The sequence below is a fragment of the Bacillus mobilis genome, from assembly GCF_001884045.1.
Lineage (GTDB): Bacteria > Bacillota > Bacilli > Bacillales > Bacillaceae_G > Bacillus_A > Bacillus_A mobilis.
Map to the genome: position 1 here is coordinate 110,561 of NZ_MACF01000046.1, position 20,767 is coordinate 131,327.

32 protein-coding genes are annotated in these 20,767 nt (G+C 36.3%); 19 read left to right on the forward strand and 13 right to left on the reverse strand.

The genetic code is table 11. From position 1 onward, the window contains the following. Positions 1-13 precede the first annotated feature (13 nt). Together BAQ44_RS05610 and BAQ44_RS05615 are read left to right on the forward strand one after the other, a co-directional pair. Positions 14-607, forward strand: a complete 594-nt coding sequence (locus BAQ44_RS05610) for an ABC-2 transporter permease (RefSeq protein WP_071721167.1) — start codon at positions 14-16, stop codon at positions 605-607. A gap of 248 nt (positions 608-855) precedes the next feature. Next, the gene (locus BAQ44_RS05615) at positions 856-1,044 is read left to right on the forward strand and encodes a hypothetical protein (protein ID WP_081110183.1); all 189 of its coding nucleotides are present in this window, start codon (positions 856-858) and stop codon (positions 1,042-1,044) included. A gap of 16 nt (positions 1,045-1,060) precedes the next feature. Here BAQ44_RS05615 and BAQ44_RS05620 read toward each other — a convergent pair whose 3' ends face one another. From BAQ44_RS05620 to BAQ44_RS05640, 5 genes are all read right to left on the reverse strand, one after another. Further along, positions 1,061-1,318, reverse strand: coding sequence for a DUF3975 family protein (locus BAQ44_RS05620; RefSeq protein WP_071721170.1), 258 nt, complete (start codon positions 1,316-1,318; stop codon positions 1,061-1,063). 15 nt (positions 1,319-1,333) lie between these two features. Then, positions 1,334-1,648 carry a DMT family transporter gene (locus BAQ44_RS05625; protein WP_000312621.1) on the reverse strand — a complete coding sequence of 105 codons (315 nt, stop codon included), beginning with the start codon at positions 1,646-1,648 and terminating at the stop codon, positions 1,334-1,336. A gap of 1 nt (position 1,649) precedes the next feature. Further along, positions 1,650-1,982 (reverse strand): DMT family transporter, encoded by a 333-nt coding sequence (locus BAQ44_RS05630; RefSeq protein ID WP_061677420.1) that lies wholly within the window; start codon positions 1,980-1,982, stop codon positions 1,650-1,652. A gap of 71 nt (positions 1,983-2,053) precedes the next feature. Continuing rightward, positions 2,054-2,635, reverse strand: a complete 582-nt coding sequence (locus BAQ44_RS05635) for a TetR/AcrR family transcriptional regulator (protein ID WP_002073006.1) — start codon at positions 2,633-2,635, stop codon at positions 2,054-2,056. A gap of 96 nt (positions 2,636-2,731) precedes the next feature. After that, positions 2,732-3,709: a LacI family DNA-binding transcriptional regulator gene (locus tag BAQ44_RS05640; protein ID WP_063260830.1), complete on the reverse strand. Its 978-nt coding sequence runs from the start codon at positions 3,707-3,709 to the stop codon at positions 2,732-2,734. Positions 3,710-4,030: 321 nt separating this feature from the next. Between BAQ44_RS05640 and BAQ44_RS05645 the strand changes: the two genes are divergently transcribed. Next, the gene (locus BAQ44_RS05645; RefSeq protein WP_071721463.1) at positions 4,031-4,567 is read left to right on the forward strand and encodes a DNA polymerase III subunit delta; all 537 of its coding nucleotides are present in this window, start codon (positions 4,031-4,033) and stop codon (positions 4,565-4,567) included. A gap of 39 nt (positions 4,568-4,606) precedes the next feature. Here the strand turns inward: BAQ44_RS05645 and BAQ44_RS05650 are convergent, their stop codons facing one another. Then, entirely contained in the window at positions 4,607-4,990 is a 384-nt protein-coding gene (locus BAQ44_RS05650) for a rhodanese-like domain-containing protein (RefSeq protein ID WP_048531103.1), read from the reverse strand. Positions 4,991-5,160: 170 nt separating this feature from the next. Between BAQ44_RS05650 and BAQ44_RS05655 the strand changes: the two genes are divergently transcribed. Then, entirely contained in the window at positions 5,161-5,997 is an 837-nt protein-coding gene (locus BAQ44_RS05655) for a lipoate--protein ligase family protein (protein ID WP_071721172.1), read from the forward strand. A gap of 28 nt (positions 5,998-6,025) precedes the next feature. On the opposite strand, the gene BAQ44_RS05660 is transcribed toward BAQ44_RS05655, so the two are convergent. The 3 genes from BAQ44_RS05660 to BAQ44_RS05670 form a co-directional block, all read right to left on the reverse strand. After that, complete coding sequence (locus BAQ44_RS05660; RefSeq protein ID WP_071721174.1) at positions 6,026-6,865, reverse strand: hypothetical protein; 840 nt, start codon at positions 6,863-6,865, stop codon at positions 6,026-6,028. A gap of 200 nt (positions 6,866-7,065) precedes the next feature. Continuing rightward, positions 7,066-7,737 carry a DUF1129 domain-containing protein gene (locus BAQ44_RS05665; protein ID WP_061677426.1) on the reverse strand — a complete coding sequence of 224 codons (672 nt, stop codon included), beginning with the start codon at positions 7,735-7,737 and terminating at the stop codon, positions 7,066-7,068. 5 nt (positions 7,738-7,742) lie between these two features. Further along, positions 7,743-8,060, reverse strand: a complete 318-nt coding sequence (locus BAQ44_RS05670) for a PadR family transcriptional regulator (RefSeq protein WP_061677431.1) — start codon at positions 8,058-8,060, stop codon at positions 7,743-7,745. A 156-nt stretch (positions 8,061-8,216) separates the two neighbouring features. Between BAQ44_RS05670 and splB the strand changes: the two genes are divergently transcribed. The 3 genes from splB to BAQ44_RS05685 all read left to right on the forward strand — a co-directional run bounded on the left by splB (position 8,217) and on the right by BAQ44_RS05685 (position 10,531). Continuing rightward, entirely contained in the window at positions 8,217-9,242 is a 1,026-nt protein-coding gene (splB, locus tag BAQ44_RS05675) for a spore photoproduct lyase (protein WP_061677432.1), read from the forward strand. Between the two features lie 144 nt (positions 9,243-9,386). Further along, the gene (gene mntR, locus BAQ44_RS05680; RefSeq protein ID WP_001143071.1) at positions 9,387-9,815 is read left to right on the forward strand and encodes a transcriptional regulator MntR; all 429 of its coding nucleotides are present in this window, start codon (positions 9,387-9,389) and stop codon (positions 9,813-9,815) included. Positions 9,816-9,868: 53 nt separating this feature from the next. Further along, on the forward strand, positions 9,869-10,531 hold the full coding sequence (locus BAQ44_RS05685; RefSeq protein WP_063260833.1) for an HAD family hydrolase: 663 nt from the start codon (positions 9,869-9,871) through the stop codon (positions 10,529-10,531). Here BAQ44_RS05685 and BAQ44_RS05690 read toward each other — a convergent pair. Then, positions 10,528-10,929: an SA1362 family protein gene (locus BAQ44_RS05690; RefSeq protein ID WP_061677439.1), complete on the reverse strand. Its 402-nt coding sequence runs from the start codon at positions 10,927-10,929 to the stop codon at positions 10,528-10,530. The genes BAQ44_RS05685 and BAQ44_RS05690 overlap by 4 nt on opposite strands. 79 nt (positions 10,930-11,008) lie before the next feature. After that, a complete protein-coding gene (locus BAQ44_RS05695; protein ID WP_000807116.1) occupies positions 11,009-11,929 on the reverse strand; it encodes a DUF1385 domain-containing protein in 921 nt (306 codons plus the stop codon). A 244-nt stretch (positions 11,930-12,173) separates the two neighbouring features. On the opposite strand from BAQ44_RS05695, the gene BAQ44_RS05700 reads away from it, so the two are divergent. Genes BAQ44_RS05700 through efp form a run of 4 tightly spaced genes read left to right on the forward strand, consistent with a single transcriptional unit; the run spans position 12,174 to position 14,800 of the window. Beyond that, positions 12,174-12,662 carry a YqhR family membrane protein gene (locus tag BAQ44_RS05700; protein ID WP_071721176.1) on the forward strand — a complete coding sequence of 163 codons (489 nt, stop codon included), beginning with the start codon at positions 12,174-12,176 and terminating at the stop codon, positions 12,660-12,662. Between the two features lie 52 nt (positions 12,663-12,714). Continuing rightward, on the forward strand, positions 12,715-13,155 hold the full coding sequence (aroQ, locus tag BAQ44_RS05705; protein ID WP_061677443.1) for a type II 3-dehydroquinate dehydratase: 441 nt from the start codon (positions 12,715-12,717) through the stop codon (positions 13,153-13,155). Between the two features lie 4 nt (positions 13,156-13,159). Beyond that, positions 13,160-14,221 carry a Xaa-Pro dipeptidase gene (pepQ, locus tag BAQ44_RS05710; RefSeq protein WP_071721178.1) on the forward strand — a complete coding sequence of 354 codons (1,062 nt, stop codon included), beginning with the start codon at positions 13,160-13,162 and terminating at the stop codon, positions 14,219-14,221. Positions 14,222-14,242: 21 nt separating this feature from the next. Continuing rightward, entirely contained in the window at positions 14,243-14,800 is a 558-nt protein-coding gene (efp, locus tag BAQ44_RS05715; protein WP_000626520.1) for an elongation factor P, read from the forward strand. A 35-nt stretch (positions 14,801-14,835) separates the two neighbouring features. Here efp and BAQ44_RS05720 read toward each other — a convergent pair whose 3' ends face one another. Continuing rightward, complete coding sequence (locus BAQ44_RS05720) at positions 14,836-15,156, reverse strand: hypothetical protein (RefSeq protein ID WP_063260914.1); 321 nt, start codon at positions 15,154-15,156, stop codon at positions 14,836-14,838. Then, entirely contained in the window at positions 15,137-15,715 is a 579-nt protein-coding gene (locus tag BAQ44_RS05725; protein WP_071721180.1) for a GNAT family N-acetyltransferase, read from the reverse strand. Before BAQ44_RS05725 ends, BAQ44_RS05720 begins: the two co-directional genes overlap by 20 nt. Positions 15,716-15,905: 190 nt before the next feature. Here BAQ44_RS05725 and BAQ44_RS05730 point away from each other — a divergent pair, with 190 nt between their 5' ends. Genes BAQ44_RS05730 through spoIIIAG form a run of 8 tightly spaced genes read left to right on the forward strand, consistent with a single transcriptional unit; the run spans position 15,906 to position 20,755 of the window. Next, on the forward strand, positions 15,906-16,187 hold the full coding sequence (locus tag BAQ44_RS05730; RefSeq protein WP_000816054.1) for a YqhV family protein: 282 nt from the start codon (positions 15,906-15,908) through the stop codon (positions 16,185-16,187). 27 nt (positions 16,188-16,214) lie between these two features. Then, positions 16,215-17,141 carry a stage III sporulation protein AA gene (spoIIIAA, locus tag BAQ44_RS05735; RefSeq protein ID WP_071721183.1) on the forward strand — a complete coding sequence of 309 codons (927 nt, stop codon included), beginning with the start codon at positions 16,215-16,217 and terminating at the stop codon, positions 17,139-17,141. Next, positions 17,135-17,650, forward strand: coding sequence for a stage III sporulation protein SpoIIIAB (gene spoIIIAB, locus BAQ44_RS05740; protein ID WP_000238690.1), 516 nt, complete (start codon positions 17,135-17,137; stop codon positions 17,648-17,650). Before spoIIIAA ends, spoIIIAB begins: the two co-directional genes overlap by 7 nt. A 14-nt stretch (positions 17,651-17,664) precedes the next feature. Continuing rightward, positions 17,665-17,868 carry a stage III sporulation protein AC gene (gene spoIIIAC, locus BAQ44_RS05745; protein WP_000020914.1) on the forward strand — a complete coding sequence of 68 codons (204 nt, stop codon included), beginning with the start codon at positions 17,665-17,667 and terminating at the stop codon, positions 17,866-17,868. A gap of 23 nt (positions 17,869-17,891) precedes the next feature. Continuing rightward, entirely contained in the window at positions 17,892-18,275 is a 384-nt protein-coding gene (spoIIIAD, locus tag BAQ44_RS05750) for a stage III sporulation protein AD (protein ID WP_077393170.1), read from the forward strand. Positions 18,276-18,285: 10 nt separating this feature from the next. Further along, positions 18,286-19,458 (forward strand): stage III sporulation protein AE, encoded by a 1,173-nt coding sequence (gene spoIIIAE / locus BAQ44_RS05755; RefSeq protein ID WP_000943696.1) that lies wholly within the window; start codon positions 18,286-18,288, stop codon positions 19,456-19,458. A 12-nt stretch (positions 19,459-19,470) separates the two neighbouring features. Beyond that, complete coding sequence (gene spoIIIAF, locus BAQ44_RS05760; RefSeq protein ID WP_001161039.1) at positions 19,471-20,103, forward strand: stage III sporulation protein AF; 633 nt, start codon at positions 19,471-19,473, stop codon at positions 20,101-20,103. Then, a complete protein-coding gene (gene spoIIIAG, locus BAQ44_RS05765) occupies positions 20,093-20,755 on the forward strand; it encodes a stage III sporulation protein AG (RefSeq protein ID WP_063260836.1) in 663 nt (220 codons plus the stop codon). The genes spoIIIAF and spoIIIAG overlap by 11 nt, the downstream gene beginning before the upstream one ends. The last annotated feature ends 12 nt before the right edge of the window (positions 20,756-20,767 follow it).

Below are 20,767 nucleotides of genomic sequence, written 5' to 3' on the forward strand. Positions count from 1 at the left end.
GAGGAGAATAGTTTTGAAACAACTAATTTTAAAAGATTTTATTATTCAGTGGAAGTTTTTAATGTGGTACATATTATACCCTATTCTCTTTTATATGGCCTTAAAAGATACGGGAAATGTATTCGTAATTATGTCGGTCATTTTTACAGTTATGGCGACGATCAAAACGTTTGAAGCCGATGGTAAAAATGAGAGTGAAGTAATAGTAAATAGTTTACCGATATTGAAAAAAGAAATTGTATTTGCCAAATATGTCGTATCGATTATTATTCTTTTCATAAGTGTATCAATTGGTTGTTTTACGATGGTAATGAAAAATGGAACTAATATATTTAAATTTATTGAAACGACAGTGTTTACTAGTATTAGCTTCATTTTAGTATATTTAAGTTTTGTTCTACCGATAGCGTTTTGGCTAGGATATAAAAAAACTATTTTTATTACGATAGTAATATTCATGGCACCGATTGTTATTTTAGAAACTTTGTTTGAAATCAACCTAGAACAAATTCAACTATATAACAGCGTGTTATTCATTAGTTCAATATGCATGTTCATAGTATCTATCTTCGTTTCAGTGAAATTGTATGAGAAGAGAGAATTTTAGAAGGTGCCTTATGTAAGGCACCTTCTTTAATAACGACAATATGAAAGTAAGAGTTTATAAACAGAAAGGCTATTCGGTACAACATCTTTCGGAGTATGTAATATAAAGCTGAAAATGATAACGAGAATGAGAAAGAAGAAAAATAAAAATAGGATCTGCTTATGTATAGAATTTTGCATATTATTCACTCCTTTTTTAGGTAGTATGTCCAAAAGAAAGGAGTGTATGAAGAATTTTAGGAGGGGAGAATGATGAACAAAAGAAAATGGTTATATAGAATAGGGATATTTTTATTTTCGATCGGTCTCGTATTAGCAAATTTCTATTCAGATATACCATCACCATTTCCTAATTTGCATAAAGGGATTGGTATCAGTATTGTCATCGTTGGTCTTCTTTGTCTTATCACATCAAACTTCTACAGAAATTCCGAATGAATATAAAAAAGGACAGTTACTCTTTTTCTGAAGTACTGTCCTTTTTACATAATGTATTCCATAGTTTGGCGATACTCCATATAATGACGATTGCAATGGAGGCAATAACTGACCAAACAATAGATGCAATTTCAAGTGCCATGTTAGGAAGAAATGTAAGAATGGATACGACTCTATGAAACAACCATTCTATTATATGAAAACTGATTTGCAGTAGAATGACAATCCCGAGTGTAATCCATGCTAACATTTGTTTTCCTTTTTCTTTCCACATGACATTCACCTCACGTTAGCTTAATAGTTTTAAGCCAACAGCGCCGCATAGAATGCAGCTTAAGAAGGCAAGTCGACGCCAATCCGCTGATTCACGGAAAATAAGAATACCTAGAAGTGCACTTCCGGCAGTTCCGATTCCAGTCCAAATCGCGTAAGCAGTTCCCATCGGTAATGTGTCCATCGCAAGAGATAAGAAGAAGAAGCTTACGCCGAAGTTAGCGATTAAAATAACTTTTGGTGCCCAGCCTTTCTTTTCAGTGGCTACTTTCATAAAGAGTACACCAATAATTTCACAAATACCAGCTAGAATTAAAAATACCCAAGCCATTTTATGCGGCCTCCTTCGCTTCTTTTTCTTCTGTTACTCGTTTTAGCCCAATTACTCCGAAGAAGATTAAACCGATTAATAAAACTTTTACAATAGAGAAAGGTTCTCCGAAGATGAAAATCTCTGTCAGAACGATCCCACCAGCTCCAATTCCTGTAAAGACTGCATATACAGTGCCGACAGGTAAATCTTTATAAGCTTTAAATAATAAAACGAAACTAATTGTAATTAATAATGCAACACCAGCCCATTCAAGTGGTGCCTCCGCGTGTTTTAGTCCAATGACCCAAAAGATTTCAATAATACCAGCTATGATTACATAAATCCATGCCATATGTCATTTCTCCTTCCTACCAGTCGTTAGGTAAAGGGCTTAAAAACGACGCATTGCAAAGGAGCAATCCGTCAGTTTGAAAGGCCTCGCCAAAATACTTGCCAAGAGGCGTTTAAACGAGTCTCAAAGCGATTTAAACCTGCAAATAGTAGCTCAACCATAAGTCCGTCTAGTAAGCATAGAAAAGCTTCTAGAGCGTCTTCTACTTCAATGTTATGCAGTTCACTTTGCTCGTTTGCACGTTTAAATATAGGGAATAAAAGTTTTCCGACGTTCTCAATGTGTGTATTCGCTTTTTCGATAATTTGTTCGCGAAATGCATCGGGCGGAAAATAGGAAGTTCGTAACCAAAACATTGATTCTTCACTTTCACCAAATCGTTTTGCGTAGCCCTTTAGTAACTGTAAGAGCGATTCTTCAGTAGACGAATTTGAAAAATTTTCGATATCGTCTGTGAAGCTCTGTAAATCTTTTTGAAGAGCGGATTCTAAGCATATAAAATATAGCTCTTCTTTTCCTTTAAAGTGTGCGTAAATCGATGGTTTTTTAATCCCAACTTCTTGAGCAATATTTGCTAATGAAGTTCCTTCATAGCCGTAGCGTGCGAAATGAGAAAGTGCTACAGCTTTAATGCGGTTTGCTGTCATTTTCATCCCCTACCTACCGTTCGTTAGGTTCATTATATGAGATGGAAAATATAAAGTCAATAGGGGAAGAGCTGAAAAAGAGCGCAATAGGTAACGCTCTTTTTAGACAGTATCTCGCTCAATTAAATGGAATGAAAGCTCTTTTGCGTTCCCAACAATTTGCTCGCTCTGGATTTGTTTATGGAATAAAGAAAAAGCATGTGAGCCCATTGCGAGACCAGGATGCTCAATAGTTGAAATTTCTAGCGCCTTTGAAATTTCATGATTATCAAATCCGAGGATAGCGAGATCTTCAGGGACTCGAATGCCATGTTTTCGCGCCTCTGTTAATAAACCAGCTGCAACTTGATCGTTCGCTGTAAAAATAGCGGTTGGACGATTTTTCATATTTAAAATACGATGGAGTATTTGTGCACCGTCTTGCATTGTATAGCATTGATGAAAAATCCAATCAGGATGTGCCGTTTTACCTGCGTTCCGAAGTGTATCTGCGAATGCTTTTTCGCGCTCTATAGAATTTGCACTCGTTTTTCTTGCTAAACATATCCCGATTTTCTCATGCCCTTTACTGAGTAAATAGGCAGTGCCGAGACGGAAGCCTTCGTAATGATCTACATAGATAGATGAAATGAGGGGGTGGTTCATTTTTTCGCATGAAATAATAGGGGCAAATTTGGCGAAAGGTTCAATTTGTTCCCATGAACTCGTTTGAGAGCAAATAATCATTCCGTCGAATTGTTTCATTTTCATCATTTCAAGAACGCGAATTTCTTCAATGCTATCGTAATTCGTTTGGCATAAATTAATGTGATATCCAGCTGCTAACGCTTCGTTTCCAATTCCTTCAATAATGGTACTAAAGTAAGGAACATTAATGAAAGGGAGCATAACCCCGATCGTATAGGTTTTTCCCTTTATTAAATGAATAGCATTTATATTTTTGGCATAATTCAATTCTTCAACAGCATCTAGAACACGCTTACGTTTTTCTTCTTTTACGTAAGGGTGATTATTAAGGACGCGGGAAACAGTTGATATGGATACACCAGCGGTTTTTGCAATTTGTTTTATATTGGCCATATGTATCACCTCTTTCCCCTTATTATAAAGGGAAAATAATAAGAATGAAAAAATCTTGACCTGAAAAGCTTTTCACAAACTATGTTATAAACATGACTTCTGTTATTCGCGTAACCTTTTCATTTGGGCGTGAGAATGATGGGGGTCTTTTTTGCGTCTATAAAAGAGATTTTGTCAAAATGTGTGAGAATAACGTGGAAAGTTTTCAAAGGGGGAGTTTGTTAATGAAGCGAATATGAATAGCATATAAACGCTTCATTCGTAAAGATAGCGGTATGAAGAAAGGGCGGAAACAAATTGAAAAAAAGAATCATTTGTTTCGTGTTTTCTAGTCTAGTGCTAAGTTCATGTTCGTTTCAGCAAACGATGCAAGGAGAGAAAAACTTTGTGGGAACAACAGGGGGAGCTATGGATCGTGTTACGGATCCAATTCCGCTGAAGGAGCTTCCAAAATATTTTCCAATGAAATTTAAAGTTCCGGCGTTTTTACCGTATGACATTACGAGTGATGTGAAGGGGGAAGTCAGAACGATTGGAAAAAAGAACACTGTTTTGATGATTAAATATAAACAGCGGGAGTCGGGGAGAAATGAGTATATTGAGTTAAATGTTGCGAACTTTCCTTATAGTTTTCCGGATCTCGTGGAAGAGAAGCGATTTCAAGAACAAATGAAATTGAATAATGGAGCACTCGCTTATTTTAAAAATAAGGATGATACTGAGCGAGGAGACGAATTTGCTACGCTTATCTGGAAAGAGAAAGGACTTGAATATCAGATTTTGTATCGTAATGCACAAGAGAATGATAAAAATGTAATTAAGCAAAATTTATTATACATTGCGAATAATATGGAATGAAAAAACTAGCTGAATTATTCAGCTAGTTTTTGTATGTTATTATTTCTTTTTAATTTTTCCAGTCCACGTTTTGAATCCACCTTGTAATTGGTAGAAATCTTTGTAGCCTTGTTTCTTTAAGTATTGAGCCGCACGACCAGTACGGAATCCGCTTTGGCAGTATAAGTAAACTGGTTGATCTTTACGAAGTTCTTTATGACGAAGGCGAATTTGTGATAACGGAATGTTACGTGCGCCTAAAATATGCCCTGCAGTATATTCGTCTGCTTCGCGAATATCGATAAGCTGTGCTTTACGGTAGCCAGCGCGAAACTCTTCTTCTGAAAGTGTTTTAATTAATTTTTTCTGATAGAAATACATCCATACAGTGTAACCGATGAACGCTACGATTACGGCTAATAAAATAATCCAAGTTGTTGACACGGTTCTATCGCTCCCTTTTTTCTTATCCTACTTTCAATATTATAATGCCCGTATGTATTTATGCAACAGATTCATTTGCATATAAGAAGAAATTTCGTATTCTTTCACAAATTTTGTCGAATTTGGTAGACTAGAGAATGTGAAAAATAATTGGTTATATGAGGTGCAGGATGGGAAAAGAAAAATGGTGTTATATTAACTCTGGTCAATGTTCACCGGCATTTAATATGGCGTTAGATGAATGTTTATTAAATTGGCAAAGTGAAAAGAAAATGCCACCAACCATTCGTTTTTATGAATGGGAAGTACCAACATTAACAGTTGGGTATTTCCAACGTGTTGAAAAAGATATCAATATGGATATAGTTAACGAAAAGAAATATGGATTCGTTCGTCGTCAAACAGGCGGCAGGGGTGTACTACATGATAAAGAATTAACGTACAGTGTTATTGTGTCTGAAGATCATCCAAATATGCCAAAAACAGTTACAGAAGCGTATCGTATTATTTCGCAAGGTTTATTAGACGGTTTTAAGGCATTAGGATTAGAAGCGTATTATGCAGTTCCAAAAACGGAAGCAGACCGTGAAAATTTAAAAAATCCACGTTCAGGCGTATGCTTTGATGCACCGTCTTGGTATGAAATTGTAGTAGAAGGAAGAAAAATCGCAGGTAGTGCTCAAACACGTCAAAAAGGTGTGATTTTACAGCACGGATCGATTCCGTTAGAAATAGATTTAGATGAATTATATGATCTGTTTTTATTCCCGAATGAACGTGTAAAAGAACGTATGAAGAGTATGTTCTCTTCTAAAGCGGTAGCAATTAATGAATTAACAGACCGTACGTTTACAATCGAACAGTTAATTAAAGCGTTTGAGGTTGGGTTTGAAAAAGGATTAGATGTAGAGCTTATTCCGTATGAATTAACAGAAGAACAGTTACATGAAGTGCAAACATTAGCAAAAGAGAAGTATGAAAGTAAGGAATGGAATTATAAAAAATAAGAGGTGGCAATGGCCACCTCTTATTTTTTTATAGTAAATTAAGTACTTTTTCTACTTTGATTCCTTTATCTTGTAAAGAACGAAGGCGATTTACAACGTCCATAATTTCTTTGTCAAATGTAACGCTAATACCTTGGCTTTGTAGTTCTTGTTTTAAGCTTTCAATAGAATCATCTATGTCGATGCCAAGCTCGTAATCTTGACAAACTTCAATTGTCTTTTTCACGAGTTTCACATAATTTTCTTGTAGTTTTGTATTTGTTTCAGTCAAAGCAGGTTGCTTCGGTTTTGCAGGCGCAACCGGTGCTGTCTCTTGCTTTGTAACTGGAGTTGGTACTGCTTTTTTCACAGGTGCTGGAGTAGATAATTCCACAGCTGCTTCTACACTTACTGGCTTCGGCGTTGGTACCGGAGTAGGTTTAGGTGCTACAGGTGTTTCTACTCGCGTAACAGGTTTTGGAGCAGGTGTAACTGCTTTTGGAGCTTCTACAACTACTTCTTTTTTCGGAGTAGGTACTACAACTGTTTCTTCTTGCTCAGCAGCTTCTTTATTTTCTTTGCTCCACATAACGCGCTCAACTTCTAGAGAAACATTATTTTTGTTCATCGCTGTTAATGTAACTTTACCAACTTCAGCGTTCCCAGTGAAATCAACAATTTTATAAATAACACTCTTGTTCCAATCCACGTTTCCGCTCAAAAATAATTCTTCGTTACATTTCGGCGTTAAGCCCTCGATTTTAATTTCTGCGTTTACACCGTTTTCACTATATACCATAATTAGCGAAGCATTTACATCTTCGTCTGCTAACATTAGTTCACGTACCATTTTGCCGGTGCGTACTTGCGTTTTCTTCTTAACTGACATCTAATTTCTCCTCTCAAAAATTCAGTAATAATAAAAAAATCGTATAACGAAAAATAATTGCTCACGAAGATTTATGATACCGATAATAAAAGCATCACGTCAACAATTAACTTTAATTATTTTGCATTTTTCTTATTTTCTTTATGAAATTTTTCAATTTGTAAAATTAGACAGAAGAAAAACAGCCTTTTGAAAGGCTGCTAAAAATTTGATTTTTTATATAGTAATTTATATAAAACAAAAAATAAGATAGCAATTAAGGCATTTTGCCAAAAGGTTAGATGATAAAGGAAATAAGGTTGCTTTCTAAAATAAATATTTACAAATATAGCTGAACAAAATGGAGTAGCAAAAGCGAGTCCGAATAGAATTCGTCCTTTCCAATTTATCTTTTTATTAAAAGAGTAACGCTTTAATAAATGTAATATAAGCAGTATTCCTAGAATAATGAGTGAAACAGATAAAGTAGTTCCAGGGATGCTAAAAGGTGGGCTTGTTATATCGGTATTTTTTTCAAACAGGAAAATGAAAAGAGAAGCAAGGGCATCCATTCCAAACTGTATAGCAAGAAGTAAGCTAATAACAAAACCGATTAAAGAAGTTTTTTCTAATTTTGTTTGGGCTGGTAAAGCTGATATAAGTTCATCGCAGTAAGATTGTAAATCATTTCCGAAAATGTCGTAAGCATTTTTATTTTCTGTTTGTGCTTCGATAAGGTGGTCTAATATTTCTAACAAAAGTTCTTCCACTTGATGTTCGGGTACATTAGATAACCGAAGGTATACTAACATATCGCCATAAGCAGTTTCGTTTTCGGAAGTTAAAAGCTCACGTTTTTTATTATTTAACTCAATCATGTCTTGTGCATTCATCCCTATCACTCCCCTTGTAATAAGTTGTTTACGGTTGTTGAAACCATTCCCCAGCTTTGTTTAAATTCTTCAAGCTGTTCTAATCCTTTTTCGGTTACGTGATAATATTTACGTTTTGGACCGAGTGAGGAGGCTTTTAATGTTCCTTCAATCAACTTTTCTTTTTGCATACGTAACAATAACGGATATATGCTTCCTTCGCTTACGAATGTAAATCCGTGTTTATTTAATTTTGTACTCAGTTCATATCCGTACACTTCTTCTTGTGAAATGATGTATAGGATGCAACCTTCGAGCACACCTTTTAACATTTGGCTGTGCATGATTTCACCACCTTTTATTCAGGTAACTTGCGTTGCAAGGTAGCTGATATCCAAATTATAGCATCCAGTAACTTGCAACGCAAGTTACTGACGTGGAAAACTTTTATGAGTGTTAATTTTTCAACATTCCCCATACTAACGAGGGGAGGGAAACGTATGAAACCATTTATGCCAAAACTCGTTTACTTTGAACCGAAGGCACTTGAATATCCGCTTGGAAAAGAACTGTATGAGAAGTTTACGAAGATGGGATTAGAAATTCGTGAAACGACATCTCATAATCAAATTAGAAATTTGCCAGGTGAAAATGATTTGCAAAAGTATCGTACTGCAAAGGCAACGCTTGTCGTTGGGGTTAGGAAGACATTAAAGTTTGATACGTCAAAACCGTCAGCTGAATATGCAATCCCGCTTGCAACAGGGTGTATGGGGCATTGTCATTATTGTTATTTGCAAACGACACTTGGGAGTAAGCCTTACGTTCGCGTGTATGTTAATCTTGATGAAATATTTGAGAAGGCAAAGCAATATATGGATGAAAGAGCACCTGAAATAACAAGATTTGAAGCGGCTTGTACATCAGATATCGTTGGGATTGATCATTTAACACATGCATTAAAGCGGGCGATTGAATTCATTGGAGAAAGTGAGCACGGGCGTTTACGTTTCGTTACGAAATATTCGCACGTTGATCATTTATTAGATGCAAAACATAATGGGAAAACTCGTTTTCGCTTCAGTATTAATTCACGGTATGTGATTAAAAATTTTGAGCCGGGGACATCACCGTTTGAAGAGCGTATTGAGGCGGCACGTAAAGTAGCAGGCGCGGGTTATCCACTTGGCTTTATAGTTGCGCCACTTTATATGCATGAAGGATGGGAAGAAGGATACCGTGAACTATTTGAGCGACTGTACAATGCGCTAAAAGATTTGTCGATACCGAATTTAACGTTTGAATTAATTCAACATCGCTTTACAAAACCGGCAAAAAAGGTCATTCAAGAGCGTTATCCTAATTCGAAACTTGAAATGGATGAAGAGAAGCGTAAATATAAATGGGGACGATACGGAATCGGGAAATACGTATATAAAAAAGATGATGCGGAAGTATTAGAAGAAACAATAAGAGGTTATATACATGAGTTTTTTCCTGATGCAGAAATACAATACTTTACTTAAGAAGAGTCTGTATACAAATACAGATTCTTTTTTGTTTTATATATTTAAGCTTGTTTTCAACTTGTCACGTTATTCTTTCTGGTGTATCATTTTATTGATTGCTTCGTACGGAATGAGCAAAATGAAATTGGATGGAGGAAACCGATGCCTACCCCTAGTATGGAAGATTATATTGAACAAATTTATTTGTTGATTGATGAAAAGGGTTATGCCCGCGTATCTGATATTGCTGAAGCGCTGAGTGTACATCCATCCTCTGTAACAAAAATGGTGCAAAAATTAGACAAAGATGAATATCTAATTTATGAAAAATATAGAGGGCTTGTATTAACATCAAAAGGTAAAAAAATCGGAGAACGTCTCGTATACCGTCATGACTTGCTAGAGCAATTTATGCGTATTATCGGTTTGGATGAAAGCAAGATTTACAATGATGTAGAAGGAATTGAACATCATTTAAGTTGGGAAGCAATTGACCGCATCGGTGATTTAGTGCAATACTTTGAACAAGATGAGGTTCGAGTGGAAACACTTCGTGGTGTTCAAAAAGCAAATGAAGAGAAAAGTAATTAAGGGGAACGTATGTCGTTTCCTTTTTTATTTCAATCGAAAAGGATGGGAGAATTATGAAAGCAATTATTTTTGATTTTGATGGATTAATTGTGGACACAGAAACAATATGGTTTCACTCTTTCAGAGACGCCGTTCGTGAGTATGGCGGGGAGTTACCTTTAGAGGAATTTGCAAAATGTATTGGAACGACAGATGATGTACTATATGCATATTTAAATGAGCAATTAAAAGAGAAATTTAATAAGCATACATTAAAAGAAAAAGTGAAAACTTTACATAAAGAGAAAATGAAAATACCAGAAGCTCGTGACGGGGTAAAAGAATATTTAGAGGAAGCGAAAGAAATGGGATTGAAAATCGCATTAGCTTCCAGTTCATCTAGAGAATGGATTATTCCTTTTTTGGAAGAGCTACAAATTCGAGATTATTTTGAAGTCATTAAAACGAGAGACGATGTTGAAAAGGTAAAACCGGATCCAGCACTTTATCGAATTGCGATAGAAGATTTAGGGATTGATCCGTCTGAAGCTGTTGTATTTGAAGATTCGTTAAACGGATTGAAGGCAGCAATTGCAGCAGGATTAAAGTGTGTCGTAGTACCTAATGATGTGACACGGAACTTACCCTTTGAAAATCATCACCTTCGAATTGAAAGTATGAAAGATAAAAGTTTGAAAGAAGTACTGCAAAATATAAAAAAAGACCGTATTTCCTAAAAGGAAGCACGGTCTTTCTTTTTTGTTTTTTTACCTTCAATGACAGTTAAATGAGATTGTTTTCTTTTTCGCTTCAAAGTGGAAGGAGTGCCTTTTTTTCCTTTTTCATTAGAAGCGTTTGATTTAAATAATGAATTGCTTAGGGGTGCTACATTTTGTTTCCCATGTTTGCGGTTCGATTGTTTTGCAGCACGCTTATAAGAGCTTTGCGAATTTGCAGAACCACTAGAGTTTGTAAACATTTTGTAGAGTAAATAAAAGATACCAACGACAGCCAACATGATACCAATATTTCTTAACACTCCCATTGGGTCTGTAATGACAGATGAAACAAGGCCGAATATTGCTAATCCGATAATAAGCACAAATATAGCGAAAGTAAACGAACGACCGTTCATAAGGGACACCTCCTAAAAACATATATTAAAAATAGTATATTAACGATGAGGAAAGGAGTTGAACACCATTTTTAAATAATTATTGTTTGTTTTCTAAACGTAATAATTCTTCAAACGATGCAATGGCTACTTCCACTTGATCATCTGTTGGTTCTTTCGTTGTTAACAGTTGCAGCCATAATCCGGGATATCCAAGTATGCGTAATACTGGAATATCGCGTAATCGATTTGTAAATTGTAACACTTCGAAAGAAATGCCGAGAACGACTGGAATTAATAAAATTCGGTTTACGACTCTGGCCCAAAGTGGATCTGTAGGGACAAGGAAATAAACAAACATTCCAATAATGACTGTAAATATAATAAAGCTACTGCCACAGCGATAATGAAGGCGAGTTTGTTTTTGTACATTTTCCACAGTCATTGGAAGGTTATTCTCATAGGCATTAATTACTTTATGCTCCGCACCATGGTACTGAAATACCCGCTTAATAAGTGGGGTTAAAGAAATAAAGTATATATAGCTCAATAATAGCATGAGCTTAATGACACTTTCGACAATGATTTGCCCTGTATGAGAGGGGAAAATCGGTCTCGTTAATTCAGCTAGTAGTGCAGGAACTGCTGTGAAAATGACTTTACCAAATATGAAAGATAAAACACCAACTGCTGCAACTCCTAATACCATCGTTAATTTCGATTGTTCTTCTTTGTTATTTGCAATTTGTTCGTCTTCTTCTGGGTGAACATCAAATCGTTCTGAAGCAAAGTTTAAATGTTTTGCTCCGTTCGCACTTGCATCCACAATAGCGGCAATACCTCGTAAAAATGGAATTTTCTTCAGGATAGATAATGCTTTATTACGAACGCGTGGTAATCGATAAAATTCAATCGATTTATCTTTACGACGAACCGCTGTAACAGTATATTCTCTACCGCCAAACATAACTCCTTCTATGACTGCTTGCCCGCCATATATTTGTTTTGACTCTTCTGCCATGTTAACACCAACCTGTATTTGTTTCTCTCTTATGTAGAAAAAGAGGCAATTGTCATACTGGGTTCTGTCATTTTGAAATAAGACAATCACCGAGTTTCCTTTATTTTATCGACAAATACAAGTATATGACAAGGAAAAATGTTACGAGAGTCGGACATTTCTTATTCTTTTTATAGACAAATTTCGCAGTATTTAAACATGGTTCAAAATAGTTTCGGGCATACTATTGAGCGGAGGTGTCGATGTGAGTCAAGAACAATTAGGAACAAGAAATTTTGTGCAAATTGGTTTATTTGGTGGAATCTTTTGGGGAGGGATATGGTATTTCCTTCATATATTTTCATTTACGGAAGCGGGACCGAACTATTTACTTTTACCATTTGCCTTTGGAAGCTGGAAAGAAGGGGTATGGGGCAATGTGTCAGGAATTGTTTGTATGGGACTACTTTCGATTTTAATTGCCTTTTTGTATAAAGTGTTTTTGGCAAAGTTTGAAGGAATTCTTCCAGGGATGATTTATGGCCTATTTTGGTGGGCGTTACTATTTTTCGGAATGGGGTTAATAGCGCCTGCTATTAAAAGCGCACTCCATTTACCGAAAGAAACAATTGTGACGACGATATGCATTTTTATATTGTATGGTGTGTTTATAGCATACTCTGTTTCCTACGCAGTAAATACCAATAAAGCTGAGCGAGAAGGAGAAGAGAAGACGAACTATTCAAATAAGTAACTCCTATGTTAAAATGTTGTATAGATATTTAATATTAAGGAGTTTTAAGCATATGAAAAAGGTACTCCTCGTAAACGGTCCTAACCTAAATCGCCTCGGTGTCAGGGAGGTAAATGTATATGGTAAGGGCACGCTAGCGACACTTGAAGCAGACATGAAGCAAGAAGCAGAAACGATGGGAGTGGAGTTAGAATGTTTCCAATCGAATCATGAAGGTGCGATTATCGATCGTATTCATGAGGCGGAAGATATATATGAAGGGATCATTTTAAATCCTGGAGCATTTACGCATTATAGCTATGCGATTCGAGATGCGATTGCGAGCATTTCGATTCCTGTTATTGAAGTACATATTTCTAACATTCACCAGCGTGAGTCGTTCCGTCATGAATCTGTGACGGCAGCTGTTTGTGCGGGACAAATTGTTGGATTTGGTTTTTATGGCTATAAGTTAGCGTTATTTGCAGTAATGGAGAAATTGAGGGAGGCATAAAGTAATGGGGAAAATCGAAAGAGTAAGAAGTGCATTTGATGAGGCTGGTATTGACGGTATTTTGTTAACAAATGAACATAGTCGTAGATATATGGCTAACTTCACAGGAACAGCTGGTGTTGTACTGATTTCGAAAAATCGTGCTCAATTTATTACAGATTTCCGTTATGTAGAGCAGGCTAGTAAACAAGCAGTTGGATACGAGATTGTACAGCATGCAGGATTAATCATTGATGAAGTTGCAAAACAAGTGAAGGAACTAGGAATTCAAAAGCTTGGCTTTGAGCAAGATACTCTTACATATAGTTCTTATTCAGCGCATAAAGAAGCGATCGATGCTGAATTTATCCCAACTTCTGGGCTTGTAGAAAAGTTACGCTTGATAAAGACTGATTCAGAGATTAAGATATTAAAGGAAGCTGCACAGATTGCAGATGCTGCCTTTGAACATATTCTATCATTCATTCGTCCGGGAGTATCTGAAATTGAAGTGTCAAATGAACTTGAATTTTTCATGAGAAAACAAGGAGCAACATCTTCTTCGTTTGATATTATCGTTGCTTCAGGTCTTCGTTCGGCATTACCGCACGGCGTGGCATCTGAAAAAGTGATAGAAACAGGAGATTTCGTTACATTAGACTTCGGCGCTTATTACATAGGATATTGCTCTGATATTACTCGTACGATTGCAGTTGGTGAACCATCTGATAAATTGAAAGAAATTTATAATATCGTTTTAGAAGCACAACTATGTGGTGTGAACGGTATTAAAGCTGGTTTAACAGGCCGTGAAGCGGATGCGTTAACGCGCGATTACATAACGGAAAAAGGATATGGTGAATACTTCGGACACTCTACTGGTCATGGAATCGGTCTTGAAATTCATGAAGCACCAGGTTTAGCGTTCCGTTCTGATACAGTTCTTGAACCAGGTATGGCTGTAACAGTAGAACCAGGTATTTATATTCCAGGTATTGGCGGCGTACGTATTGAAGATGATATCATTGTAACAAGTGAAGGTAATGAAGTAATTACGAAATCACCAAAAGAACTTATTATTTTGTAATATACAGGAGGATTTTTTTACATGATTTCAGTAAACGATTTTCGTACAGGTTTAACAATTTCAGTGGACAATGCCCTATGGCAAGTAATGGATTTCCAACACGTAAAGCCAGGTAAAGGTGCTGCATTCGTTCGTTCTAAACTACGTAACCTTCGCACAGGATCTGTTCAAGAGAAAACATTCCGTGCAGGTGAAAAAGTAGAAAAAGCACACATCGAAAACCGTCGTATGCAATACTTATACGCGAGCGGTGAGTCTCACGTATTTATGGATAACGGAACTTATGAGCAAATCGAACTTGGTGAAAAACAAATCGAGCGCGAACTTAAATTCCTAAAAGAAAACATGGAAGTATCTATTATGACATACCAAGATGAAGTACTTGGTGTTGAACTTCCAAACACGGTTGAATTACAAGTTACAGAAACAGAGCCAGGTATTAAAGGAGATACAGCTTCTAACGTAACAAAACCAGCTACATTAGAAACTGGTCTTGTTGTACAAGTACCAATCTTCATTAACGAAGGCGAAATGCTTATCATCAACACTGGTGAAGGTAAATACGTTTCTCGTGCATAGTAGAAAAGCACTCGTGATTATCACGAGTGCCTTTTTTATAGGAAATAGGGCAGATAATAAATCGTGGTTATAACAAAGCTAACTAAGACAAGTGAAAGGGTACCCATAATGTACGGAGTCAAAACAATTTGAAATGGTTTTATCTCGCCAGTCTCAACGCCAGTCAGTGTTTTACTGATGGCATGATCTGTAATGTTGTTTCTATGATTACTCATAATAATTAGCCACGTAATTGCAAATATTGCTAAACTACCAAGGAAAAAGGCCTCCATAAATGACCAACTGACCAATAATGAAAAAAGATAAATAAGAGCTAATTCTACTACAATCGTTAAACTAATTTTTAATACCTTCATATTTTTCCCCCTTATTTTGTAAGTCTAGCCAATTTAGAAATTTCTCACGTGACACAACATGTAGTACACAAGAAGAGTTTATTTCATTCTCTAAGGCAGAATGCTCATCAGGGAATCTATCTTCCACATGCAATGAAATATAAGGTAGTTTTTCTTGTGCTTTTAACGAACGGACATTATTCGTTTTAGCACCAGCAAATACGTAGGAAAGTTGTAAGTCTAAAAAAGCAATTTTAAAGATTTCTTTTTTAGCAGCTTCATTATATCCTTTCCCCCAGTATGGATAACCAAGCCAACTGCCAATGTGAGATTGTTTCTTTTCAGAATTAATATGTTTAAGCGTGGTGAGGCCAATTATTTCATTCTCGTCATTTACAATCATTCTCGATAAAGACCTCTTTTGGCGCTCTTCTTCTATTGCGAAAAGAAGAAATGCTTTCGTGTCTTCAATCTTTTCTACTTTTATTCCTAATGCATTTTTTACATGTGGATCACTTGATAGCTTAAAAATCACATTTGCATAGCGTAAATCGATTGGTACTAAAGTAACGTGCTGCATCGTCTATACCCCTTTTAAATTAAATATACCATAATATACCATTAAATAATACAAATATTCTGATTTTTAAAAGGCGTTAGATAAAAATTATGTTTTTACTTCTGAAATAGACAACCTTTGCATATGGTTGTACAAATATACTCTTTTGTAGCAGACAGCATTAGTAACCGTTATGGGAGAAGGTGGGAGAATGAAACAGTGGCTAGCGGCAATGGAAACATCCGTGCTTGTAATGGGGTTACTTCGGTTGTTTTCAGGTAGCGCGGAAATATTCGCCGCTTTGCTTATGCTTTATGTGAATGATGCGAAGAAAGCATTGTTTATAAATGGTATGTTGGCGTTTGTTGGACCGACCGTATTAATTTTAACAATGACAATAGGCATAGCGAGTGTGGCAAGTGAGATTTCTTTCTTGAAACTCTTTTTTCTAGCGCTTGGAATTGGCTGCATTTTTATCGCGTTGTTGAAATAGTAAGTCGAGTATAGTGGGGAGAAGCTGATGAAAGAAGTATTAGAAGTTTTACCGAAAACGATGAAGCAGCTAGTGGAAAGTTGTAAGCAGTGCGATGCTCTAGAGGAAATTCGTGTTCGAATTGGAAGACCGCTAGAGTGTATTGCTCATGGCGAAGTGTTTTTTTATGACTATATCGTTACGGCAGAGGATGCCATTTACTTATTGAATAAGTTAAGTCAATTCTCAATTTATACGATGGAAGAGGAATTAAAACGAGGGTATGTGACACTTCGAGGAGGACATAGAATCGGCTTGGCGGGAAAAGTCATTACAGAAAAAAGCGCAGTGAAAATGATTCGAGATGTCTCTTCCTTTAATATTCGTATCGCTCGTCAAAAAATAGGAATTGCTGAACCACTTTTGCCGTATTTGTATGAATCACGATGGTTAAACACGATGGTTATTGGCCCGCCGCAAACGGGGAAAACAACACTTTTAAGAGATGTAGCACGTTGCATGAGTCAAGGTGTAAGTGCTTCAAAAATTCCTTCTTGTAAAGTCGGGATTGTAGATGAACGGTCAGAAATTGCAGGCTGCGTGAAAGGTATTCCGCAATATGACTTTGGCACGCGAGTAGATGTGTTAGACGCATGTCCAAAAGCTGAAGGAATGATGATGATGATTCGTTCTATGAGTCCAGATGTTTTGATTGTAGATGAAATCGGACGTAAAGAAGATAGTGAAGCAATTATGGAGGCGGTGCATGCAGGAGTTCAGCTTTTTATAAGTGCACATGGATTTTCTTATGATGATGTTGTGAAACGTCCATCACTAAAAGCGGTGCTGGAGCTCGGTATATTTGATAGGTTTGTGGAGCTATCAAAAGCAAGAGGGCCAGGAACAGTTATGCAAGTGAAAGATAAATATGGAAAATCGGTATTGCCTCATAGAAAGGCTGAGGGCATATGGTAAAAATATTTGGTGCAGTGTTAATCGTTGCGGTCAGCACCTTTTTCGGATTTTCATACGCAAAAAAATATAGCGAGAGGCCACGGCAACTTAGATTATTAAAAGCGGCACTTCAATCATTAGAGGCAGAAATTATGTATGGGCATACACCTTTGTCTGAAGCCGCCGAGCGATTAGTGAAACAAATGCCGAAGCCGTTAAATTGGATATTTCAAAGTTTCGCTAGAAGGCTAGAGAGCGGAGAACAAACAGTAAGAGAAGCTTGGATAGATAGTTTGAAAGAAAATTGGAAGCTAACAGCATTTCAACAAACTGAGTACGAGATTTTGCAGCAATTTGGCGAAACGCTCGGACAACATGATCGTGAATCACAACAAAAACATATACGCTTATGCATTACACATTTAGAGAGAGAAGAAGAAGAAGCGAAAGCGTTACAACTGCAATATGAAAAAATGATCAAGAGCTTAGGGGTACTAGCGGGGCTACTTATCGTAATTTTACTGCTATAGGAGGGAGAAAGGCGATGTCCATTGATGTTGGATTAATATTTCAAATCGCCGGAATCGGCATTGTTTTAGCTTTTATTCATACCGTACTAAAAGAATTAAAGCGAGAGGATATTGCAAATTGGGTTATCCTTGTCGGTTTTGTCGTTATTTTATTTCATGTGGCATTTTTAATTAATACGCTATTCGACAAGATTAAGAGTGTCTTTCTCTTCCAGTAAAGGAGGCGGTTCGAATCGAAATTATACAAATTGTCGGATTAGGCCTCGTTGCTACGTTTTTAGCCGCTGTATTGAATCAGCATAAATCTAGCATTACGTCGTTATTTATTGTGTTCGTAGGTAGCGTGATGTTTCTTATTTTAATTGATCAAATTCACTCTATTTTACAAATGATTGAGAGAGTAGCGAGTGAAGCGAAAGTTAGCAACGTATATGTAGAAACGTTGCTAAAAATTATTGGGATTGCTTATATTGCTGAGTTTGGAGCGCAAATTACAAAAGATGCAGGGCAGGGTGCAATCGCTTCGAAAATTGAATTGGCTGGAAAAATCTTAATTCTAGTAATGGCAATTCCTATTTTGACGGTTGTAATTGAGACTATTCTCGGATTTTTACCGACGGGATAAGGGGGAGTGAATGTTGAGGGGGTTTGGAGCTAAGCTGCTATTTGCTTGCTTCCTTTTCTTTTCTTTACCGGTTGTTGTACAAGCTTCTCCTGTAGAAACAAACGTCGTTGATCAACAATTGGATAAGCTCGGAATTGAAGATGTGAAGCAATTTTGGGACGGGCTTGTTACAAAATATGGAGGTTATTTACCAGAGAGTCAAAAAGGTAGCTTTATGGAGTTCGTAAAGGGAGAAAAAGAAATTTCTATAAAAGAGTGGATGCTAGGTTTATTAAAGTATTTATTTCACGAGCTTGTTGCAAATGGGAAGCTACTTGGAACGCTTATTATGCTTACAATTTTTAGTGCATTGTTGCAATCACTGCAATCTGCATTTTCAAAGAGTAGTGTAAGTAAAATTGCGGATGCTGTTGTATATATGGTACTGATTATTTTCGCATTAAATAGTTTTTATGTCGTCATGACATATGCAAGAGAAACGATACAAACAATGGTAGATTTCATATTAGCGCTATTGCCAATCTTGCTTGCACTCATAGCAACTGGAGGTGGTGTTGTATCTGTATCGTTTTTTCATCCGATTATCATCTTCTTAATGAACACGAGCGGGCTTTTGATGAATTATATCGTTCTACCACTTTTATTACTTGCAACGATATTAAGTATTGTAAGTACGATGAGTGATCAATATAAAGTTACGAAATTGTCCAAGCTTCTGCAAAACGTTAGCGTTGGGATTATCGGTATTTTTTTAACGATTTTTTTAGGGGTATTATCTGTACAAGGAACAGCGACAGCGGTTGCTGATGGAATCGCTGTGAAAACTGCTAAATTTGTAACAGGGAACTTTATTCCTGTAGTAGGAAGAATGTTTACAGAGGCGGCGGACACTGTTATTAGTGCATCCGGATTATTAAAAAACACAGTCGGAATTATCGGGCTCGTCATTCTATGCTTAATTGTTGCTTTTCCAGCGATTCAAATTTTTTGTATCGCGTTTATTTATAAATTCGCAGCAGCAGTATTACAGCCAGTTGGCAGCGGAGCAATTATTCAATGTTTAGATATTATCGGGCGAAGCATCATTTATGTATTTGCTTGCTTAGCTATCGTATCATTTATGTTCTTTTTAAGTATCACAATTATTATTGCTGCGGGGAACATTACACTTATGATGCGGTAGGAGGTGAAGGGTATGCAATTTGTTACAGAGTGGATTAGAAATATTATCGTTTTTTTACTCTTAGCGACAATGCTGCATCTTATTCTTCCAAATTCTAATTTGCAGAAGTACGTCAAATTCGTTGTAAGTTTATTATTAGTTGTTTTAATTTTAACGCCTCTTTTTAAACTATTGCAAACAGATGTGAATGAAGTAATCGCAAATTTTAATGAAGAGAAGTATGTAGCAGAAGGATCTGTAAAAAATTCAATAGATTCGAAGAAAAAAGAAATACAAGCTCTAACACGTGCATATAGTTTAGAAGAGATGGCTACCAAAATGAAAAAAGAAGTAGGAAAAGAATTCGAGAAAAAGTATGGTATGACAGTCTCTGAAATACAAATAGTCGCAGCGGAAAGTACAGCGGAAGTAAAGTCAGCGAAAGATATTCAAACTGTTGTTGTGACGCTGAAAGAAAAAGAACGTAGTAAAAATGATGCAATCGAAACAGTAAAACCAGTTGAAATTAACACGAAAGAACCACCGAAAAAAGTAGAAGAAACGAATGTAGAAATGAAAGACTTCTTTTCAAGCAGGTGGCAACTAGAGAATAAACAAATCCAAGTTCAAATGGAAGGGAGGACAGGTAGAGTAAATGGACAATAAAGATAAAAATTCGAAGTTCTCATTTTTTCGAAACTTATTGAATGGGGATGAAAAGGAAAGCAATGAGAAGGGAAAAAAGGTGACACCTAAGTTTTTACTTGTCCTACTCATACTTGGAATTTTGCTTATGTTTTCTAGTAGTTTATTTTCAAGTAAAAAAGAAGAAATACCTGTATTTAAAGAACAAAAAACGCAAAACCAAGAAAAAGACGTACCAACTTTTGGACAAAAAAATAACGATAGTATGTCAAATGTAGAAAAGTATGAAAAAGCGTATGAACAAGAATTAAAAGCAGCTTTAGAAGAAATAGCAGGAGTAAAAGATGTAACGATTAAAGTGAATTTAGATTCATCTGAAGAAAAAATATTAGAAAAAAATACAGTGAAACGTTCACAAACGACAGGTGAAACAGATAAGACAGGCGGTAAGAGGGAAGTAGAGGATGAGTCCCTTGATGAAAAGACAGTTATTATACGTGAAGGTGATAAAGAAACTCCCGTTGTTTTACGAACAGAGAAACCGAAAGTGCGAGGTGTTCTTGTTGTAGCAAAGGGAGTGGATAATATACAAGTTAAAGCGATTGTAAAGGAAGCTGTAATACGGCTGCTAGATGTACCAGCTCATCGCGTTTCAGTATCACCGAAAAATTGATAGGGAGGAAAT